Here is a 17,361-nt window from a genome sequence, read left to right as displayed (position 1 = left end):
AGCCCATTGAAATGCGCAAAAAATACCCTAGAAGCGATTTAAAATAGATTTCACATAGCCGTAACAAATCCGTAAAATGGACCCAAATTATACCATTCGCCAAGCTAAATTAGATGATGGAAAAGCTGTATTGGAACTTGTCAATGAGCTAGAAAACAGAGAGTCTGACCCACAAATTTTTGCTCAAATTTGGGCGGAGTATTTGGGGCATATGCATACCCATGTTTGGGTCGCAGAAAATATGGAAAATCAAGTAGTTGGTTTTTTGAGTGTGGTAGGTCAAAACCTATTGCATCACGAGGGAATGGTTTACGAGATTCAAGAATTAATGGTTACGGCCTCTTGTCAAAGGAAAGGCCTCGGTAGAAAATTAATTGAAGCGCTTAAAAATGAGCTTAAGGAAAAGGATGTGAAATCAATCGAAGTGACTTCGAACAAACGAAGAAAAGAAGCCCATGCTTTTTATGAAGCGATGGGCTTTACTAATTCACATGAAAAATTTACAATCTATTTTTGAGATAATCTTAGGGCCGCTTTCAATTTGTCGAAAATGGCGGTATTTTGGTATATTCCTTGAAAAGCTTCCGAGCCTGGTCCATAAGCAAAAACGGGAACCATTTGTCCTGTGTGTCCTTTGGTAATAAATGAAGCTTTTACTTCGCCTGTTGTCATATCTCCTCCCAATAAAGCCATACCTCCCGTTTCGTGATCAGCCGTAATTAGAACCAATGTTTCTTTATCTTTTTCAGCAAAATTTAAGGCAGCGTCTATACTTTTATTGAAATCCACCATTTCAGACACGGCATAGTTGGTATCATTCGCATGTCCACCCCAGTCAATTTGTCCTCCTTCAATCATGACAAAGAAGCCTTTTTTATTCTTGGAAAGTAATTCCATTGATTTGTTCGTTGCATCAAGTAAAATATCCCCTCTGCCTTCACTCATTTTAATGGGGTCTCCTGGTGCATATAAATAGATAAATTTCCCTTGCTTCATGGCATTCATTTCAGCTAGGGATTCAACTACTTGATATTTTTTTGATTTAAGAGAATCCAATAAATTTTGACCATCTTTTCGTTGGTCAAAGCTTTTTCTTCCACCTCCCACAACAATATCTACGTCTGTTTTGAGAAAATCTTTGGCTATCTCATCATGCATGTTGCGCTTGATCTGATGGGCAATAAAAGCAGCAGGTGTAGCATCTGTTATATCAGCGGTACTGACTAAACCCGTAGCCATACCTTTTTTCTCGGCCAATTCTAAAAGGGTAACTTGTGGAGTTTGTGTGGCATCTACCCCTATGGCTCCATTGTAGGTTTTTTTACCTGTAGAAAATGCCGTGGCTCCTGCCGCTGAATCTGTTACATAATTATCAGATGCTTGATTTTTATGAAAGCCAATGTGACGAATTCTTTCTAAGGCTAGATGTCCTTTATTGGCTGTTAGGCCAGCATAAATTTGACTGACTCCCATACCATCACCAATTAAAAAGATGATATTTTTCGGGTATTTAATGGTAGAACTTTGTCCAAAAGCGGTAATTGCAAGTAAGTAAAGAAAACTGATGGAAATGACATTTTTCATAGAAGGTTAATAAAGTTTTTGAATGTATTCTGCTGTAAATCCGGGACTTGTAGTCATTCCTTTGCCACCAATTCCATTGATCACATGAATGACATCGTCCAATGTTTTGGTAAAGATATCTGATTTGTTGGCTTGTAAATAATATCCTGCCCAGGTGGAATCTACATCCCAACTTTCAAGATGCAGAATTCTCTTGGCTTCATTCAGCATCATTTCGTTGATTTCTGTAGCTATTTCAAAACCAAAATTGGCTTGTTGGTGCGCTGGAACATAAGCATGAGAATCACCTAAAATAATGGAGCCATCGGCTGCTTGTTTGAATAGAATATGAATACCCTGCTCCTGTAAAAGTTTTTGGTCGACACTTGCTTCTAGCTTGTGAAAAGAGGGACAAGAGTGAAAACTTTCATAACGACGAATCGTTAAACCCGTTAAAATATTGGCACCAAATGCCCGTTTTTGTGGCTTTAAACGCATCATTTGAAGCTTACTGATTTTTAAGTCGGCCTGAGCAAATAAGTCTGGGAATAGAAATTGGGTATCTCTACCACTGGCTAAAATGACCTTATCAGACCAAAAAGCTTGTCCATGTGCGCTATGAATCTTAGCAATGCCTCGCTTTTTTTCAATGGAAATCACAGAGCATAAAGGCTGGTAATGTAATCCCATATACTGGATAAGAAATTCTCTGACCCGATGTACCATCACCAAAGGATTGAGTGATGCTTCTTCGGGAAAAAATAGGCCTCCTTTTACATACTCTTTCTTTAAGGAGGGATTTATTTCCAGGCATTCGTGAGCCGAGTAGAGTTTATTGGTATAATTTCTTTCCGTAAAAAGTTGATGTATTTCTTCTAGCAGCGTCATTTCTTGTTCGTCTGAAGCATAATACCAGGACCCATTTTTGACGAGAGAAATATCAGTGTTTTCTTGTAAGTCCTTATAAATTTTTAAGGATTTACGGCCATATTCAAACCATTGAGGAAGCGATTGGCCCGATGGAACAGCCTGTCCAAAATTACGGAAACTGGCCTCAAAAGGTTGTGCGTCTTTTTCTAATAATAAGACAGTTTTTCCTTTTTTTAAGGCGTGATAAGCACAAAAGGTCCCGATGATGCCTGCGCCTACAATGATTAAATCATATTTTTTCATGATTCACTTTTTCAATAATGGGTATTAAATCAGCAATATTATTCAGTAGGCCATCATTTGGATAAGCTTCTAGTTGCTCTCTTGAGTGAGTGCCATTACAAACTCCAAGTGCAAGACGAATTCCTGCATTTTTACCAAAGGCTAAGTCAACGGGCGTATCACCCACATTGATGACCCGACTTTTATCCGTAATACCAAAACGAGACATGGCAAGTTCAATCATATTGGGAGCTGGTCGGCCTATTCCATGTACTTCATCTGGACAAACAGAAAGGTGTATGCCCGCCTTGTTTTGGATATTCATGTAATTCTGGTTGAGGTTTTTTCCCCATCCTATTTTATCTAAAATGATATTAGCGACTTTGCGATAAAAACCTGTTGTTAAGGCTATATAAATACCTTGTTGATGTAAATAATGGAATAATTCAAGGCAACCTTCCGTAGGTTTAACTTCAGATTTTAGGTAATGTTCTTCTAAAATTTGAGTAAAATCTTGATAAGAAGTTTGGGCTTTTTGTTCCACCATGGGATCTCCTTCTCCCAATTGTTCTGTCCAAAGAGTTTGAAAAACATAAAGTTTGGCATAGCCCTGTAAGGCTAATATGCGGTCATCGCTAGACAATAAACCATTTTTTAGAGCGGCTTTTTTGAAACAGTGCTCCACTTCATGCTCATCTAAGATGCTTGTTCCAGCCATATCTAATACGACTAATTGAATGTTTTTTGTGGACATGATAGAGTAGTTTGAGTGCGAATTTCCAGTTTTTAAATTAGCAATGGATTAGTTGGATGTGAAATAATTGTAAAGAATAAATTGGTATTATTTTAAGTTTATTTGATATCCAGCAAAGTGCTAACCATGTCTTAATTGTTTGTCAACAATTTCGTAACAAAGGACTATTTTTCTTAACAATTTCTTGTTCTATGGCACACAGTTAGCTTACCTGCTAGGAATACTTTTGTGTGAAAATTTAAGGGATTAGAAAAAGGTAAAACTCTCCAAGGACATTGACTATATGTAGTAGAATTAGTACATTCTATCAGATATTCTAGTAAACTAATTCATTATGAGCATTTTGGCTCTTAATTGTTTATTTATTGGAAAACAGAATTAATCGTTTTGGTTCGTTTTGTACATCTAAACCTAAAATTCTTTTTTAACATTCTTTAAAAACAAAAAACTTTATGAAAAACTTTTTACAAAAAATGTCTCGAAGAAAGATTGCGCATAAGTCGGCTTGGCTTATGATGGTCTTTTTTCAATTGACGACTATGTTGGCAATGGGCCAATCTAGAAGTATCAGTGGACGGGTAATCTCCAAAGAGGATAATTCTGGGATACCTGGTGTTTCCATCCAAGTAAAAGGCACCAATATGGGAACGAATACGAATGCGGAGGGACGTTTCTCTCTTTCGGTGAATGCCAATGCTGTTTTGCAGGTTTCTATGATTGGATACAAAAAGCAAGAAGTAGCCGTTGGAGCTCAAACCGAACTTTCAATTGTCCTAGTAGGCGATGATAAGCAGCTTCAAGAAGTAGTTGTTACAGCCTTAGGTATCAAAAAAGAGGTAAGAAAAATTGGTGTATCTATTCAGTCTTTGGATGGAGCAGCTGTAGTGAAAGCTCGTGAGCCTAATGCGATCAATGCTTTGGTAGGAAAGGTAGCAGGTTTAACGGTGGGTGCACAGCCAGAACTTTTAAGAAAACCTACTATCTCATTACGTGGTAACTCCACCGTTCTATATGTAGTAGATGGTGTACCTATTAACTCGGATACTTGGAACATTTCTCCAGATGATATTGAAACATATTCCGTGTTAAAGGGAGCATCTGCTTCGGCATTATATGGTTTCCGTGGTAAAAATGGAGCTATATTAATTACAACAAAACGAGGTTCAAAAGATAAAAGAGGATTTTCTGTGGAGGCAAATTCATCAACTATGATGGAAAATGGATTTTATGCCATTCCAGAAGTTCAAGATGAATATGGCCCTGGTGATCACGGTCGTTATGCTTTTGGAGATGGTAAAGGTGGTGGATTAAATGATGGTGATTACGATGGTGGTTGGGGTCCAAAATTCAATGGACAGTTAATCCCACAATATGATTCACCTGTGGATCCAATTACGGGAGTTCGTGCGGGGACTCCTTGGATTAACCGAGGAAAAGATAACTTGAAACGTTTTTTAGAAACAGGTATTTTATCAACCAACAACGTTTCTGTTTCTGCTACTGGCGACAAGTATAATTTGCGTTTTTCTACTTCTCACATTTATCAAAAAGGTATTGTTCCAAATACGAAAATGAACATTACCAATTTCAATATCGTAGCTGATTACAAGTTTTCTGATAAGTTGAAATTTGAGTCTAATTTGCAATATAACCGTCAATATACTCCCAACATTCCCGATGTGAATTATGGTCCTAACTCCATCATTTATAATATTGTCTATTGGGCAGGTGCTGACTGGAACGTGGATGATATGCGTAATTACTGGCAAAAAGGTAAAGAAGGTATTCAGCAGATTTATGCAGAATATCAGCGTTACAATAACCCATACTTTATGTCATATGAGTGGTTACGTGGTCATTACAAAAATGATGTGGTAGGTCAAGCAGCATTGCGTTATCAATTAGCAGATGGCTTAGAGGTTTTGGGACGTACGCAAGTAACAACTTGGGACATGGTAAGAACGGAAAAATTCCCTTATTCTGCTGGTTCATATGGACGTGATGAGCGTCGCGGGGATTACCGCGAGGACCGTCGTTCTTTATTTGAAAATAATACAGAATTATTGGTTTCTTACGATAAGGATATCACAAGTGGATTGAATACAAAAATCACCGCGGGTGGTAGCATGAGAACTTTCCAGTATAAATCAATGTACGGAACTACGGATTACTTAAACGTGCCAGGTTTATACAATTTCGCGAACTCTTCGAACCCTGTGAAACTATTTAACTTTGGTTCAGAAATGAGAGTATTGTCTGCTTATTATTCTGCTGACTTTTCATACAAGAACTTTATTACCGTTTCTACTACAGGTCGTTTAGATAAGTTGTCTACTTTGCCAGCTGGAAATAATGCATTCTTCTATCCTTCGGTTTCTGCTGCAACGGTATTATCTGATTACATCAAACTTCCAGAGGTCATTTCATTCTTGAAGTTTAGAGCTTCTTATGCCAATGTAAAAGATGGTTTAACGGCCTCTACTATTGGAACAACACCTTCGATAGGTGGAGGTAACCCAATCGGATATGGCGAGCAATATCAATCACCTTATGATGGTCCAGCGTATACCAATTCAGCGGCATATTCTACGTTCCCATTGTACAATAATCAAACGGCAGCATCTTATACGAACACCTTGAATAATCCGAACCTAAATCCAAGTTCTACTACTCAGAAAGAAATTGGTATGGATTTACGTATTGTTAAAAATCGTTTAGGTTTGGATGTTACTTATTGGAATTCATTAGATGGTCCTTCTATCTTCTCTTTACCAATTTCTACTACCTCAGGATATAGTTCAGCTTTGGTGAATGGTATTAAAACAGAGAAAAATGGTTTTGATATTTCGCTTACAGGAACTCCAATTAAAACAGAAAGCGGGTTTACATGGGATGTAGTCGCAAACTATGGTTCATATATTGAGACATTGAAAGAGATTTACCCAGGAGTGAATAGCTTAAATACCTTCTTGAAAGTGGGTGATCGCTTAGATAAAATGTATGGTAGAGCTTTTGTTCGTACACCGGAAGGAAAAATCATTAATGATGCTTCTGGACGCCCTATTTATAATCCAGTATCTCAGCATTTAGGCAATATCAATTCGGATTTCGTATATGGTATCAACAATAAGTTCACGTATAAAAATGTGAGTTTAAGTTTTCAATTTGATGGACGTATTGGAGGGGTAATTTCAAACTATACCCAAAGACAAACGTACCGTGGTGGTCGTCATATTGGTACTACTACCGGCATTTTTGCGGAGGCTCGTCCACAGGATTTTGTGGGTGTGAAAGCTTTTGTTGGAGAAGGGGTACAGGTTAGTAATGGAGTAGCTATTGCCTATGATGTGGATGGTAAAGTAACCAACTACTCGGCTTTACAGTATACCCCAAATACCACCAAACAATTTGTTCAAGATTATGTTTCTAGGTATTATAATTCAGATGAAGGAAACTTAATGAGTAGAACATTTAGTATGTTACGTGAGGTGAATTTGACTTTCAACTTACCTTCAGCATGGTTCGGAAAATTTGTACATCAAGCCAATGTTTCTTTGGTAGGACGTAACTTATTTTATTTCGCGGAGAAAACAGACATTGATTTAAACCAATATGTTTTTGATGGTGGATCAGGTCCACAAACTCCTTCGGTTCGTCGCTACGGTGTGAATTTTAACGTTACTTTTTAATCCATCGAATTATCGATTTAAATGATAAAGCATATGAAAATGAATAAATATATCCTTGCTCTTTTTGGCCTTTTGATGGTCACGTTGAGTAGTTGTGAAAAACCTTTTGATCAGTTGGAAATTGATTCCAACAAACCTGTGCATGTGCCTGCTTCTTTGGTATTCCAAGGAGTAGCGTATAGTATGTTCAATGATAATGGTCGTCCATTTAGTGCGGAGATGCGCTGGAACCAGTTTTATTGCTCGAACTACAATTATTATGCAAATAATGAATACACTTTTGGACAAATGCCAAACCAGTTTACTACCTTAAAAAATGTGGTGAAAATGGAAGAAGAAGCTAAACGTGCTGGATTGGCAGACGTGAATGGTTATGCTGCTTTAGGTAAATTCTTTAGAGCCTATTTCTATGATCAAATGTCGAAACGTGTCGGTGATTTACCTTTGACAGAGGCTTTGAAGGGAATCGAAGGAGTTTCTCCTAAGTATGATTCTCAAAAGGCCATCTACATTCAAATCTTGAAGTGGTTGGATGATGCCAATACGGATTTAACGAGCTTAATTGCCAAGGGGGAAACCGTTTCTGGAGATATCTATTACAATGGTGATTTGAAGAAATGGCAAAAGGCCGTTAATGCCTATCGTTTACGTGTATTGGTCACTTTATCTAAGAAAGATACGGATGCTGAATTGGGGGTAAAGGCCAAATTCGCAGAAATGATCAGTAATCCGACGAAGTATCCTATGATGACTTCCATGGCGGATAACTTGGAGTTTAAATGGAATAACTTCAACAAGTATCCATCTAATCCAGACAACTTTGGTTTTGATGCTACTCGTCAAAATATGGCAGCAGCTTATGTCAATTTGCTATCAGGTTTAAAGGACCCACGTGTGATGGTTACTTGTGAGCCAGCTGGATTTGAATTGAAATCAGGCAAATTACCGTCAGATTATTCAGCCTTCTTAGGTGCAAGCTCTGCGGAAGATTTGGCGGATATGTCAGATAAGGCCGGTATCAATAATGGTGCAGGTTTTGCTCCGGGTAAATACTCTTTCCAAAATAGAAACCGTTACTATAAAAATTATACGGCAGAAAATACGTTCATCGTAGGATATCCAGAATTATGTTTCAACATGGCGGAAGGTATCGCTAGAGGATGGGCAACAGGTTCTGCGGAAGATTGGTATAAGAAAGGTATTCAAGCTTCTCAAGCATTTTATGGAGTGAAAGATGGAGTGAATACCATGACATATTCTAGAACAGGTTCAATGGCAGCAGCGGATCAGGTTAATTATACGATTGACTTCTCTTTTGCTGATTATTATGCCCAAGCTGGTGTGAAATATGATGCTTCTAAAGCCATTCAACAAATTGTTTCTCAGAAATACTTGGCGTTCTTTATGAACTCGGGTATGGAGGCTTATTTCAACTGGAGAAGAACTGGATTCCCTAAATTTGATGTAGGTGTGGGTAATGGTAATTCCAATAGAATTGCCGTTCGATGGATATATCCTACAACAGAAAGAACGACGAATGCAACTAATTATAAAGCAGCAATTCAAAGTCAATTCAACGGCACAGATGATATTAATGATTTGATGTGGTTGATCAAATAGTTAATGGTTAAAATGAGAAATAAGTTACCTAAAAAGCCAGGCATTGCCTGGCTTTTTGTTTTTGTAATATTATGAGAATATGTGATTTGTGTTATGCAATTGGATAATATTGAGTGATTTGAATACCCAATATTATGCTTGTTTTTTTAAACTATTACATAATTATTAAATCGGATTTTTGCCTCAAATTAAACCAAGTTAGCTACCTAAATTTACTTTACAGTTAGGTTATACATGGCTAATAGAAAGAAGATATTGTTTTTAACAGGTTCCATGAATCAAACCATTCAGATGCATAAGATTTCTATGTACCTGTCTGAATATGATTGTTACTTTAGTCAATTTTTTAGTGATGATCAATTCATATCCCTTGCTATAAAATGGGGGATTCTAAATGGGACTATCATGGGTCGACCATTAAAAAGAATTGCAGAAAATTACTTACTATCGCAAGGCTTGAAAATCGATGATAAAGCCGAATTGCATCACTATGATTTAGTGGTTTTTTGTTCAGATTTATTATTCCCTAAGAAGTTTAAAGGCGTAAAAACGATTTGGGTTCAAGAAGGCATGATTGACCCCTTTACAACTTGGAGTGGGATCATTCAAAAGTTAAAATTGCCGCGGTATTGGACCATGGGAACATCACTGAATGGGACGTCAAATTTATGTGACATTTATTGTGCTGCGTCGGAGGGATATAAAAATTACATAACAGAAAAAGGGACAAATCCCGACAAGGTCGTTGTGACGGGAATTCCCAATTATGATCATTTGAAACTATTTCTAGATAATGATTTTCCTTATTCAGATTATGTGATGGTGGCAACTTCTGACATAAGAGAAACATTCCGCTTTGAAAACCGAACGAAGTTTTTAAAGAAATGTGTGGAAATAGCAGGAGAAAAAAGGTTGTTGTTTAAACTTCATCCCAATGAAAATAAATCAAGAGCCATGGAAGAAATCAAACGCATTTGTCCTGAAAATACCTTGATTTTTACGGATGGACCGACCAATGAAATGATTGCCAATTGCAGTGAGTTAATTACTCAATATTCAACCGTAGTTTATACAGGTATAGCACTGGGAAAAAAAGTATATTCTTATTTTAATATTGATGAATTGAATCAATTAATGCCCATTCAAAATGAAGGAAGCTCGGCGGAAAATATATCAACTATTTGTCGTGAGTATATCGAATTTACGGGTAAAAGAAATCAATTTATAGATCAATATTCTTCTAGTTTTGAAAAATGTGTCAAAGGCTATGGAGAATAGCAAGTTGCTGATTTTGGTTCAAGCCAGAACAGGTTCAAGTAGATTTCCGAATAAGGTATTGAAACCTGTTTTGGATAAACCTATATTAATTCATCAACTTGAGCGTATCCAATCGATTCAAAGAAAAGTAGAGATTGTGGTCATCACATCCTTAGAGCCAGAGGATGCTTCCATCGTAGAAATTTCTAAAAAATATGGATTCAACGTATTTAGAGGATCTCTCAACGATCTGTTGGATAGGCACTATCAAGCAGCTAAAGCTTATGACGCCGATTGGATTGTTAAAATTCCATCTGATTGCCCATTGATAGATCCACAAATCATCGATGATGTTTTTGATTATTGTTTCTTACATGAAGGGGAATTTGACTTTGTGAGTAACCTTCATCCTGCTTCGTATCCAGACGGAAATGATGTTGAAATGATGACCTTTTCTGCTTTAGAAAAAGCATGGAAGGAGGCAAAACGCCCTTTTGAAAGAGAACATACGACACCCTATTTTTGGGAAAATCCAAGTCTATTTAGCATAGGAAATTGGGAATGGAAAAGTGGTTTAAAGTATGATATGAGTCACCGATTTACCTTAGATTACCCAGAAGATTTAACCTTTATAGATCAGGTCTACCAGCATTTGTATTTCTCTAAGCCACTTTTTGGCTTAGATGATATTCTCTCCTTGTTACAAGCTCATCCTAAAATATACCAGATTAATTCTTCCTATGCTGGGGTGAATTGGTACAGAAATCATTTACATGAATTAAGAACGATTGGTGTTGAACAAACAAACATGTACCATGAAATTAGAAAAACGAATTGAACTACAAGAATTTGCCTTACGCGTAAGGGAGCGAATTGTGCCTTTGGCGAGTGAAGGAGGTTGCTTTTTAGGCGCATCTTTGTCGGCAGTTGATATGTTAACCTATCTCTACACGTCCTTTTTGAAGATAGATGCACAGCATTTAGATGATGAAAATAGAGATTATTTGTTTTTATCGAAAGGCCATGATGTTCCTGCCTTATATGGAATTTTTGTAGAATTAGGATGGCTTGAGCCCGAAAGATTGAAAAATCATTTATCTGTCAATGACCATATTTACTGGCATCCTAACCAACATATTCCAGGAGTGGAATTTCATGCAGGCTCATTGGGCCAGCTTCCTGCGGTGGCTATTGGGGTAGCCTTGGAGATTCGTCTAAGAAAAGGAAATAACCGAGTGGTATGTATTCTAGGCGATGGAGAATTAAATGAAGGTTCATGTTGGGAAGCATTTTTAGTAGCCCAAGCCAAACAATTATCCAATTTAATTTTTGTTGTTGATAGGAATCATTTTCAAGCCAATATGGCTACAGAAGAATTAATTCCTCTAGAACCTCTCCAAGATAAATGCCAGGCTTTTGGTTTACAAACCTATCGGATTAATGGCCATGACTTTGACCAATTAGAGGAAGTTTTTACTCAATTGGAATTAAATCAAGGGCCATCCATGATCATTTGTGATACAATACGCGGCAAAGGATTACCCTCTATTGAAGCACGCGCTGACCGCTGGTTTTGCAATTTTAATTCACAGGAAATAGCCGATTTATTGGATGAATTACATCAAATTAAACAAGCTGATATTACCTCTCAAACGATTGTAGCTAGATAATAGGAGCACCATGACTTACGAACAATTATTACAAGAAATAGCCACTCATGATCAGAGATATGTGGTCATGACGGCAGAAAATAGGGCTTTGGTTCGGAATTTACCAGGCATTTTGGGTGACAGGTTTATTGATACAGGAATTACAGAGCAAACCATGATGGGAGCTGCTGCAGGCTTAGCTTTGCGTGGCAGGAAACCAATTGTGCATGCTTTGGCAGCCTTTCTTACCATGAGGGCATTTGAATTTACCCGAACCTCCATAGGTATTCCCAATTTACCTGTCAAAATGAGCAGTTTCATTCCAGGTTTTTTGTCGGACGGTAACGGACCTACGCACCAGGCCATTGAGGATGTAGCCATTATGAGGAGCATACCTGGGATGGAAGTGTTTGCTCCCGCTGATGAGGACGATTTAGTGAAGATGTTACCAGCCATTTGGGAGACCGAAAATCCAAGTTATGTGCGAATCAACACCACATCTAATCAATACAAACATACTAATTACGAGCTAGGTAAGGCAGAGATTGTTGCAGAAGGTAAAGATGTGACCATTTTGACCTACGGTTTTATGTTTGAGAACAGTTATCATGCCATGTTATCCTTGGAAGAAGCGGGGTATGATGTTGGATTGGTGAACGTTAGAAGCCTAAAGCCATTTGATGTGGATATGCTAAAGGCCTTAATTGGGAAAACACAATTACTGGTCACCATCGAGGATCATTTTTTAACTGGGGGATTATTTAGTATCGTGGCGGAGAATTTAGTTAGCAACCAATGGTCTATTCCTGTGAAGCCTATGGCATTAGATGCTCATTGGTTTCGACCTGCTCGTTTACAAGAAGTGGTTGAATATGAGGGCTTTGATGTCCCTAATTTAGTATTACGTATTTCGAAATTTATTCAAGAAAATCAATAAGTTATGCCTAACTCGGTTCAGTTTAATGCTGCATTACCCCCTATTTCTGTTTCTCAATCTTGGTACCACCGAGGGCTGGAGGTACAAAAACCCATTACTCAGACATTGGCAAAAGGTCCAGGTCAATTCTCCAAAGGGGTAGCACCCATTTACCTACAAAAGGGGAAGGGTTCGCATGTATGGGATGTGGACGGGAATGAATACATTGATTACAATATGGGGATTGGTCCTTTATCTCTAGGATATGGGATATCTGAAATTGATCAAGCGATCATCGAACAATTGAAAGACGGCATCACTTTTTCATTAATGCATCCATTGGAGGTTGAAGTTGCCGAAATAATTTCCGAAATCATCCCCCATGCAGAGGCTGTAAAATTTAGTAAAACAGGAGCCGATGTCACATCTGCGGCGATTCGTGTGGCTAGGGCATTTACCGGTAGAGATAAAGTGTTTTGTTGTGGTTATCACGGCTGGCATGATTGGTATATAGGGATTACTTCTAGAGGAAAAGGTATACCAGAAAGTATTAAAAATTTGTCCTTTACATTCGGGTTTAATGATATAGAAAGTATCCGTGAAGCTTTGGATGAATCGGTGGCTTGTGTTATTCTTGAGCCATTTATATTTGAAAAACCGCAGGAAGGATTTTTGAAGGAGTTAGCAGCAATATGTCGTGCTAATGGCACATTACTCATTTTTGATGAGATGTGGACTGGATTTAGGATTGCGTTGGGTGGAGCTCAGGAATATTTTGGAGTTAAAGCTGATTTAGCTACTTTTTCTAAAGCATGCGCTAATGGAATGCCATTAGCTATTTTAACGGGGAGGAAGGATGTGATGCAATTGTTCGATGAGGATGTGTTTTCTTATACGACATTCGGAGGAGAGGCTTTGTCTTTAGCTGCCGCAAAAGCAACTATTTCATTTATGAAAGAACATGCTGTTCCAAAAGTCTTGGAAGAAAAGGGATTATGGCTTCAAAACGCCTATAATCAATTGACCTCTGATTTAGGGATGAGCCATATAAGTGCTTGTGTGGGTTATCCATGTCGGACCATGCTAACCTATGCTGCAGAAGGTCAGGATTCCCTAGTTTTGAAGACATTTATGCAGCAGGAATTATTGCAAAAGGGGATTTTGTGGGGCGGCTTTCATAATATGTCATATAGCCATAGTCAGGAAGATTTAGCCTATACCATGGAAGCATATTCAGATATTTTACCTAGGTTAAAATCGGCCATAGAGTCGAATACGGTTAAATCATTGTTAAAAGGGGAGGTATTAGAGGCGGTTTTTAGAAAAGTTACGGATCATAATATTAAGCCTAAAGTTAACTAGATGGACTTATTTGAATTAAATGACAAAGTAGCCTTGGTTACGGGTGCTTTAGGTTTGATTGGAAAAGAGCATTGCAAGGCATTGGCTCATGCAGGAGCTACGGTTATTGTGGCGGATTTAAATGAGTCAGCATGCCATGAATTTGCCCAAACACTAGGGAATGGATCCATGGGAATAGGCATGGATATTAGTTTCGAGCCATCGGTTCAATTAGCTGCTAGTTGGGTGAAAAGCCAATTTGGGCATGTAGATATTTTGGTGAATAATGCAGCTATTAACGACCATTTTCAAGATTCAGCTAATGTATTAGCATTATCATCCTTTGAAAATTATCCACTGTCTATGTTTAAAAAATCATGGGAGGTGAATGTCATGGGCATGTTTTTAGTTTCACAAAAAATGGGGCAATTAATGTTAGAAAAGGGAGGAAGTATCATCAATATTGCTTCTACATATGGCATGGTAGGTCCAGATCAAGGGCTTTATAAAGATGAAACAGGTAAACAAGTCTTTTATAAAACTCCGGCATATCCTACTACGAAAGGAGCTGTTATAAACTTCACTCGATATTTGGCGGCCTATTGGGGAGATAAAGGAATTCGGGTAAATACATTGTCGCCAGGAGGTGTAGAGAATGGGCAGTCTGATTATTTTATACAACAATATATTCAAAAAACTCCACTGAAAAGAATGGCAAAAGCATCCGATTATGCAGGCGCCTTACTTTTTTTAGCTAGCGATGCCTCTGCCTATATGACTGGGGCAAATTTGGTTGTTGATGGTGGTTTTACAGCGATTTAAACCAAAATATCATGCAGTTAGATAGTATTAAGTTAGTTTTGACGGATTGCGACGGAGTCTTGACAGATGGAGGGGTATATTATGGAGAGGCTGGTGAAGCATGGAAGAAATTCAATATTAGGGATGGTATGGGAGTTGAGCGATTGCGTAAATTAAGAGGAATCCAAACAGGAATTATTACGGGTGAAGTATCAGCTTCCTTAGTGAAAAGAGCTGAGAAACTCCAAATATCAGAATTGCACTTAGGGATTAAGGATAAGGAAAGAGTATTGGCTGAAATGTTAAAAAAGTACGATTTGCAAGCTTCGCAAATTGCTTATATCGGGGATGATGTCAATGATTTGGTTGTTTTGCCTTTTGTAGGGGCATTTTTTTGTCCAGCAGATGCTGTAGAACAAGTTAAAAAAGTAGCGACCATGGTGCTCAACACAAAAGGAGGAGAAGGATGCTTTAGAGAAATGGCTGAGCTTATTCTCCAGGCTCAGGGGATAAATTAATTGGAAGCAGAAAATTGTTTTAGTCCAATTATTCCAATAACAATCAAACTTAAAAAGGCGATTTCTAGGAAATTTGTAGGTGTTTTAAAATAGAAAACATCGGTTATTTTGATGAGAACCAAAGAAAAGGCTGTCCAAACGGCTATGGCAGTGGCTGTAGGGATATCTTTCAATGAAATAGACAGAAAATAGATGTTGGCAATTCCAAAAACTATATATCCTAAAAAAGGGGAAAGCTCTGTTAAAAATGCCATGGAAAAAGGAGAATGTTGATTCCATGAGAGTTTGAATTTTTCAAAATTCATGTATTTCAAAGAATAGGTCCAGCCTGTTTCAAAGATGGATGCAATGAATAAATACAGCCAAGGTTTAATCATAAGTTTTCTTGCTTTTTTTCCCTAGGTTCAAATGTCCATCGGTAAAATGCATACCAATGCTGGGCGAAATAATTTTCAGGAAATTTATAGTATAGGCCCCAAGAACTTGGTTGATTTGGGCTCTCATATAAAGTTCTAAAAATCACATCCCAAAAGCTAAATTTAGTTGAAAAATTTGCGTGAAAGACTTCATGATGATTGGCATGGTGCCAAAGGTGAAACTCTGGGCCATTGATGATGTACTTTAGTTTTCCAAGACTAACTCGAATGTTAGCATGAATGAACATTCCCCATAATCCATCTATTAATCCTTTGATAGGAATAATGATAGGGTCTGCTCCAAGTAAAATGATGGGTAGGAACTCAATGGTTTGGTTGATAATAATTTCTAGAGAATGAGATCTAGCTCCTGCGATCCAATCAATTTTTTGATTGGAATGATGCGCTTCATGAGTTCTCCATAATATTTTATTGGCATGTTGCCAGCGATGAAACCAATAAATATATAGATCATGCGTAATCAAAAAGAAGAGCAGTTGACATGCTATTGGCCAACTGCCCACTGAAATCATATACTTTATTGGAATAAAAAGTTGAATTGGGGCAATGATATAATCAAATATCAAAATTTTAAGTAGAAAGCTTTGTACAATCGCATATGCCAGTAAATCGGTCCAGAATCCTTCTCTAAAAAAGGAAATACCCTTACGATAAGGGTATTTCCTCTCAAACCAGATTAAAAGTATAACTCCTACAATGAGTACAATAAAGCAAATTATATGGACGTCATGTAATTTCATTTATTAAAGCATATCCACTAACCTGTTTTCCGTGATATTAACACGCAGTTTTTTCATAGGTCCAATTTCACTTTCATATACTTGTTTGATTCCATTTCCTAGGGATAATTCCGTATCATGTATATCTTTTACCAAACGTACAAAGCCTTGTGGCTCCACCGATGCAGCATGGTCAGATCCCCACATGGCCCGATCCAGGGTAAAATGACGTTCTACAAATTGAGCTCCTATGGCTACTGCAGAAACTGTTGTACTTAATCCTGTTTCATGCCCTGAATACCCGATAATGTATTCTGGATACATATTTTTAAGAGTTTTAATCATTCGTAAGTTTAACTCCTCTGGCTTGCAAGGATAGGCAGAGGTAGCATGAGCAATCATTAAAGGATAATCACCATATTCTCTAATTAAATCCACGGCAAAACTTATTTCATCCATGCGAGACATCCCTGTGGAAATCATGATGGGTCTGCCAGTAGCACATATTTTACGAATTAGAGAATCGTCGGTTAATGAAGCAGACGCTAATTTGTACATCACAGGATTGAATTGTTCCATGAAATCTACCGAAGGTTCATCCCATGCGGAAGCAAACCAATCGATACCTTTCGATTTGCAATAATTATCAATTTCGGAGTATTCTAAAATCCCAAATTCTGTTTTTCTTTTATAATCGATGTAAGTCATTTTACCCCAAGGTGTATCTCTTACAATTTCCCATTGATCTTTAGGAACGCAGATTTCTGGAGTACGTTTCTGAAATTTGACAGCGCTCACTTTTGCTTCAACAGCAGCATCAATTAACTGTTTTGCTATTTCCAAGGAGCCATTATGATTGATTCCAATCTCAGCTATGACATAACAAGGACTACCTTCTCCAATCGTTTTTCCAGTATTTAACGTAATTTGTTTCATAAGGTCTAT

16 protein-coding genes are annotated in these 17,361 nt (G+C 37.7%); 10 read left to right on the top strand and 6 right to left on the bottom strand.

Annotation, left to right across the window (positions count from 1 at the left end; translation table 11 throughout):
- Positions 1-76: 76 nt before the first annotated feature.
- Positions 77-517, top strand: a complete 441-nt coding sequence (locus tag G9H65_RS00225; RefSeq protein ID WP_166373300.1) for a GNAT family N-acetyltransferase — start codon at positions 77-79, stop codon at positions 515-517.
- Here G9H65_RS00225 and G9H65_RS00220 read toward each other — a convergent pair.
- Genes G9H65_RS00220 through G9H65_RS00210 form a run of 3 tightly spaced genes read right to left on the bottom strand, consistent with a single transcriptional unit; the run spans position 508 to position 3,469 of the window.
- The gene (locus tag G9H65_RS00220; protein ID WP_166373298.1) at positions 508-1,584 is read right to left on the bottom strand and encodes an alkaline phosphatase; all 1,077 of its coding nucleotides are present in this window, start codon (positions 1,582-1,584) and stop codon (positions 508-510) included. The two genes, G9H65_RS00225 and G9H65_RS00220, sit on opposite strands and share 10 nt — an antisense overlap.
- 6 nt (positions 1,585-1,590) lie before the next feature.
- Positions 1,591-2,736 carry a TIGR03364 family FAD-dependent oxidoreductase gene (locus G9H65_RS00215; protein WP_166373296.1) on the bottom strand — a complete coding sequence of 382 codons (1,146 nt, stop codon included), beginning with the start codon at positions 2,734-2,736 and terminating at the stop codon, positions 1,591-1,593.
- On the bottom strand, positions 2,723-3,469 hold the full coding sequence (locus G9H65_RS00210) for an HAD family hydrolase (RefSeq protein ID WP_166373294.1): 747 nt from the start codon (positions 3,467-3,469) through the stop codon (positions 2,723-2,725). Before G9H65_RS00210 ends, G9H65_RS00215 begins: the two co-directional genes overlap by 14 nt.
- 452 nt (positions 3,470-3,921) lie before the next feature.
- On the opposite strand from G9H65_RS00210, the gene G9H65_RS00205 reads away from it, so the two are divergent.
- From G9H65_RS00205 to G9H65_RS00165, 9 genes are all read left to right on the top strand, one after another.
- Positions 3,922-7,158 carry a SusC/RagA family TonB-linked outer membrane protein gene (locus G9H65_RS00205; RefSeq protein WP_317164392.1) on the top strand — a complete coding sequence of 1,079 codons (3,237 nt, stop codon included), beginning with the start codon at positions 3,922-3,924 and terminating at the stop codon, positions 7,156-7,158.
- Between the two features lie 39 nt (positions 7,159-7,197).
- Entirely contained in the window at positions 7,198-8,778 is a 1,581-nt protein-coding gene (locus G9H65_RS00200) for a SusD/RagB family nutrient-binding outer membrane lipoprotein (RefSeq protein ID WP_317164391.1), read from the top strand.
- A gap of 234 nt (positions 8,779-9,012) precedes the next feature.
- Positions 9,013-10,056 carry a hypothetical protein gene (locus tag G9H65_RS00195; RefSeq protein WP_166373290.1) on the top strand — a complete coding sequence of 348 codons (1,044 nt, stop codon included), beginning with the start codon at positions 9,013-9,015 and terminating at the stop codon, positions 10,054-10,056.
- Positions 10,046-10,873 (top strand): cytidylyltransferase domain-containing protein, encoded by an 828-nt coding sequence (locus G9H65_RS00190; protein WP_166373288.1) that lies wholly within the window; start codon positions 10,046-10,048, stop codon positions 10,871-10,873. Before G9H65_RS00195 ends, G9H65_RS00190 begins: the two co-directional genes overlap by 11 nt.
- Positions 10,851-11,705, top strand: coding sequence for a transketolase (locus G9H65_RS00185; protein ID WP_166373286.1), 855 nt, complete (start codon positions 10,851-10,853; stop codon positions 11,703-11,705). The genes G9H65_RS00190 and G9H65_RS00185 overlap by 23 nt, the downstream gene beginning before the upstream one ends.
- A 10-nt stretch (positions 11,706-11,715) precedes the next feature.
- The gene (locus G9H65_RS00180; protein WP_166373284.1) at positions 11,716-12,621 is read left to right on the top strand and encodes a transketolase family protein; all 906 of its coding nucleotides are present in this window, start codon (positions 11,716-11,718) and stop codon (positions 12,619-12,621) included.
- 3 nt (positions 12,622-12,624) lie between these two features.
- Positions 12,625-13,962: an aminotransferase class III-fold pyridoxal phosphate-dependent enzyme gene (locus G9H65_RS00175; protein ID WP_166373282.1), complete on the top strand. Its 1,338-nt coding sequence runs from the start codon at positions 12,625-12,627 to the stop codon at positions 13,960-13,962.
- Positions 13,963-14,763, top strand: a complete 801-nt coding sequence (locus G9H65_RS00170; RefSeq protein ID WP_166373280.1) for an SDR family oxidoreductase — start codon at positions 13,963-13,965, stop codon at positions 14,761-14,763.
- 11 nt (positions 14,764-14,774) lie between these two features.
- The gene (locus tag G9H65_RS00165; RefSeq protein ID WP_166373278.1) at positions 14,775-15,260 is read left to right on the top strand and encodes a KdsC family phosphatase; all 486 of its coding nucleotides are present in this window, start codon (positions 14,775-14,777) and stop codon (positions 15,258-15,260) included.
- Here G9H65_RS00165 and G9H65_RS00160 read toward each other — a convergent pair.
- Genes G9H65_RS00160 through G9H65_RS00150 form a run of 3 tightly spaced genes read right to left on the bottom strand, consistent with a single transcriptional unit; the run spans position 15,257 to position 17,352 of the window.
- Positions 15,257-15,637: a DMT family transporter gene (locus tag G9H65_RS00160; protein ID WP_205753204.1), complete on the bottom strand. Its 381-nt coding sequence runs from the start codon at positions 15,635-15,637 to the stop codon at positions 15,257-15,259. The genes G9H65_RS00165 and G9H65_RS00160 overlap by 4 nt on opposite strands.
- Entirely contained in the window at positions 15,634-16,437 is an 804-nt protein-coding gene (locus G9H65_RS00155; RefSeq protein WP_166373276.1) for a sterol desaturase family protein, read from the bottom strand. Before G9H65_RS00155 ends, G9H65_RS00160 begins: the two co-directional genes overlap by 4 nt.
- Before the next feature lie 3 nt (positions 16,438-16,440).
- The gene (locus tag G9H65_RS00150) at positions 16,441-17,352 is read right to left on the bottom strand and encodes an N-acetylneuraminate synthase family protein (RefSeq protein ID WP_166373274.1); all 912 of its coding nucleotides are present in this window, start codon (positions 17,350-17,352) and stop codon (positions 16,441-16,443) included.
- Between the last annotated feature and the right edge of the window lie 9 nt (positions 17,353-17,361).

The sequence above is a fragment of the Aquirufa ecclesiirivi genome (assembly GCF_011250515.1).
Lineage (GTDB): Bacteria > Bacteroidota > Bacteroidia > Cytophagales > Spirosomataceae > Aquirufa > Aquirufa ecclesiirivi.
The sequence above is the reverse complement of the archived record's forward strand: the minus strand, read 5'-3'. Positions and strand labels throughout refer to the sequence as shown.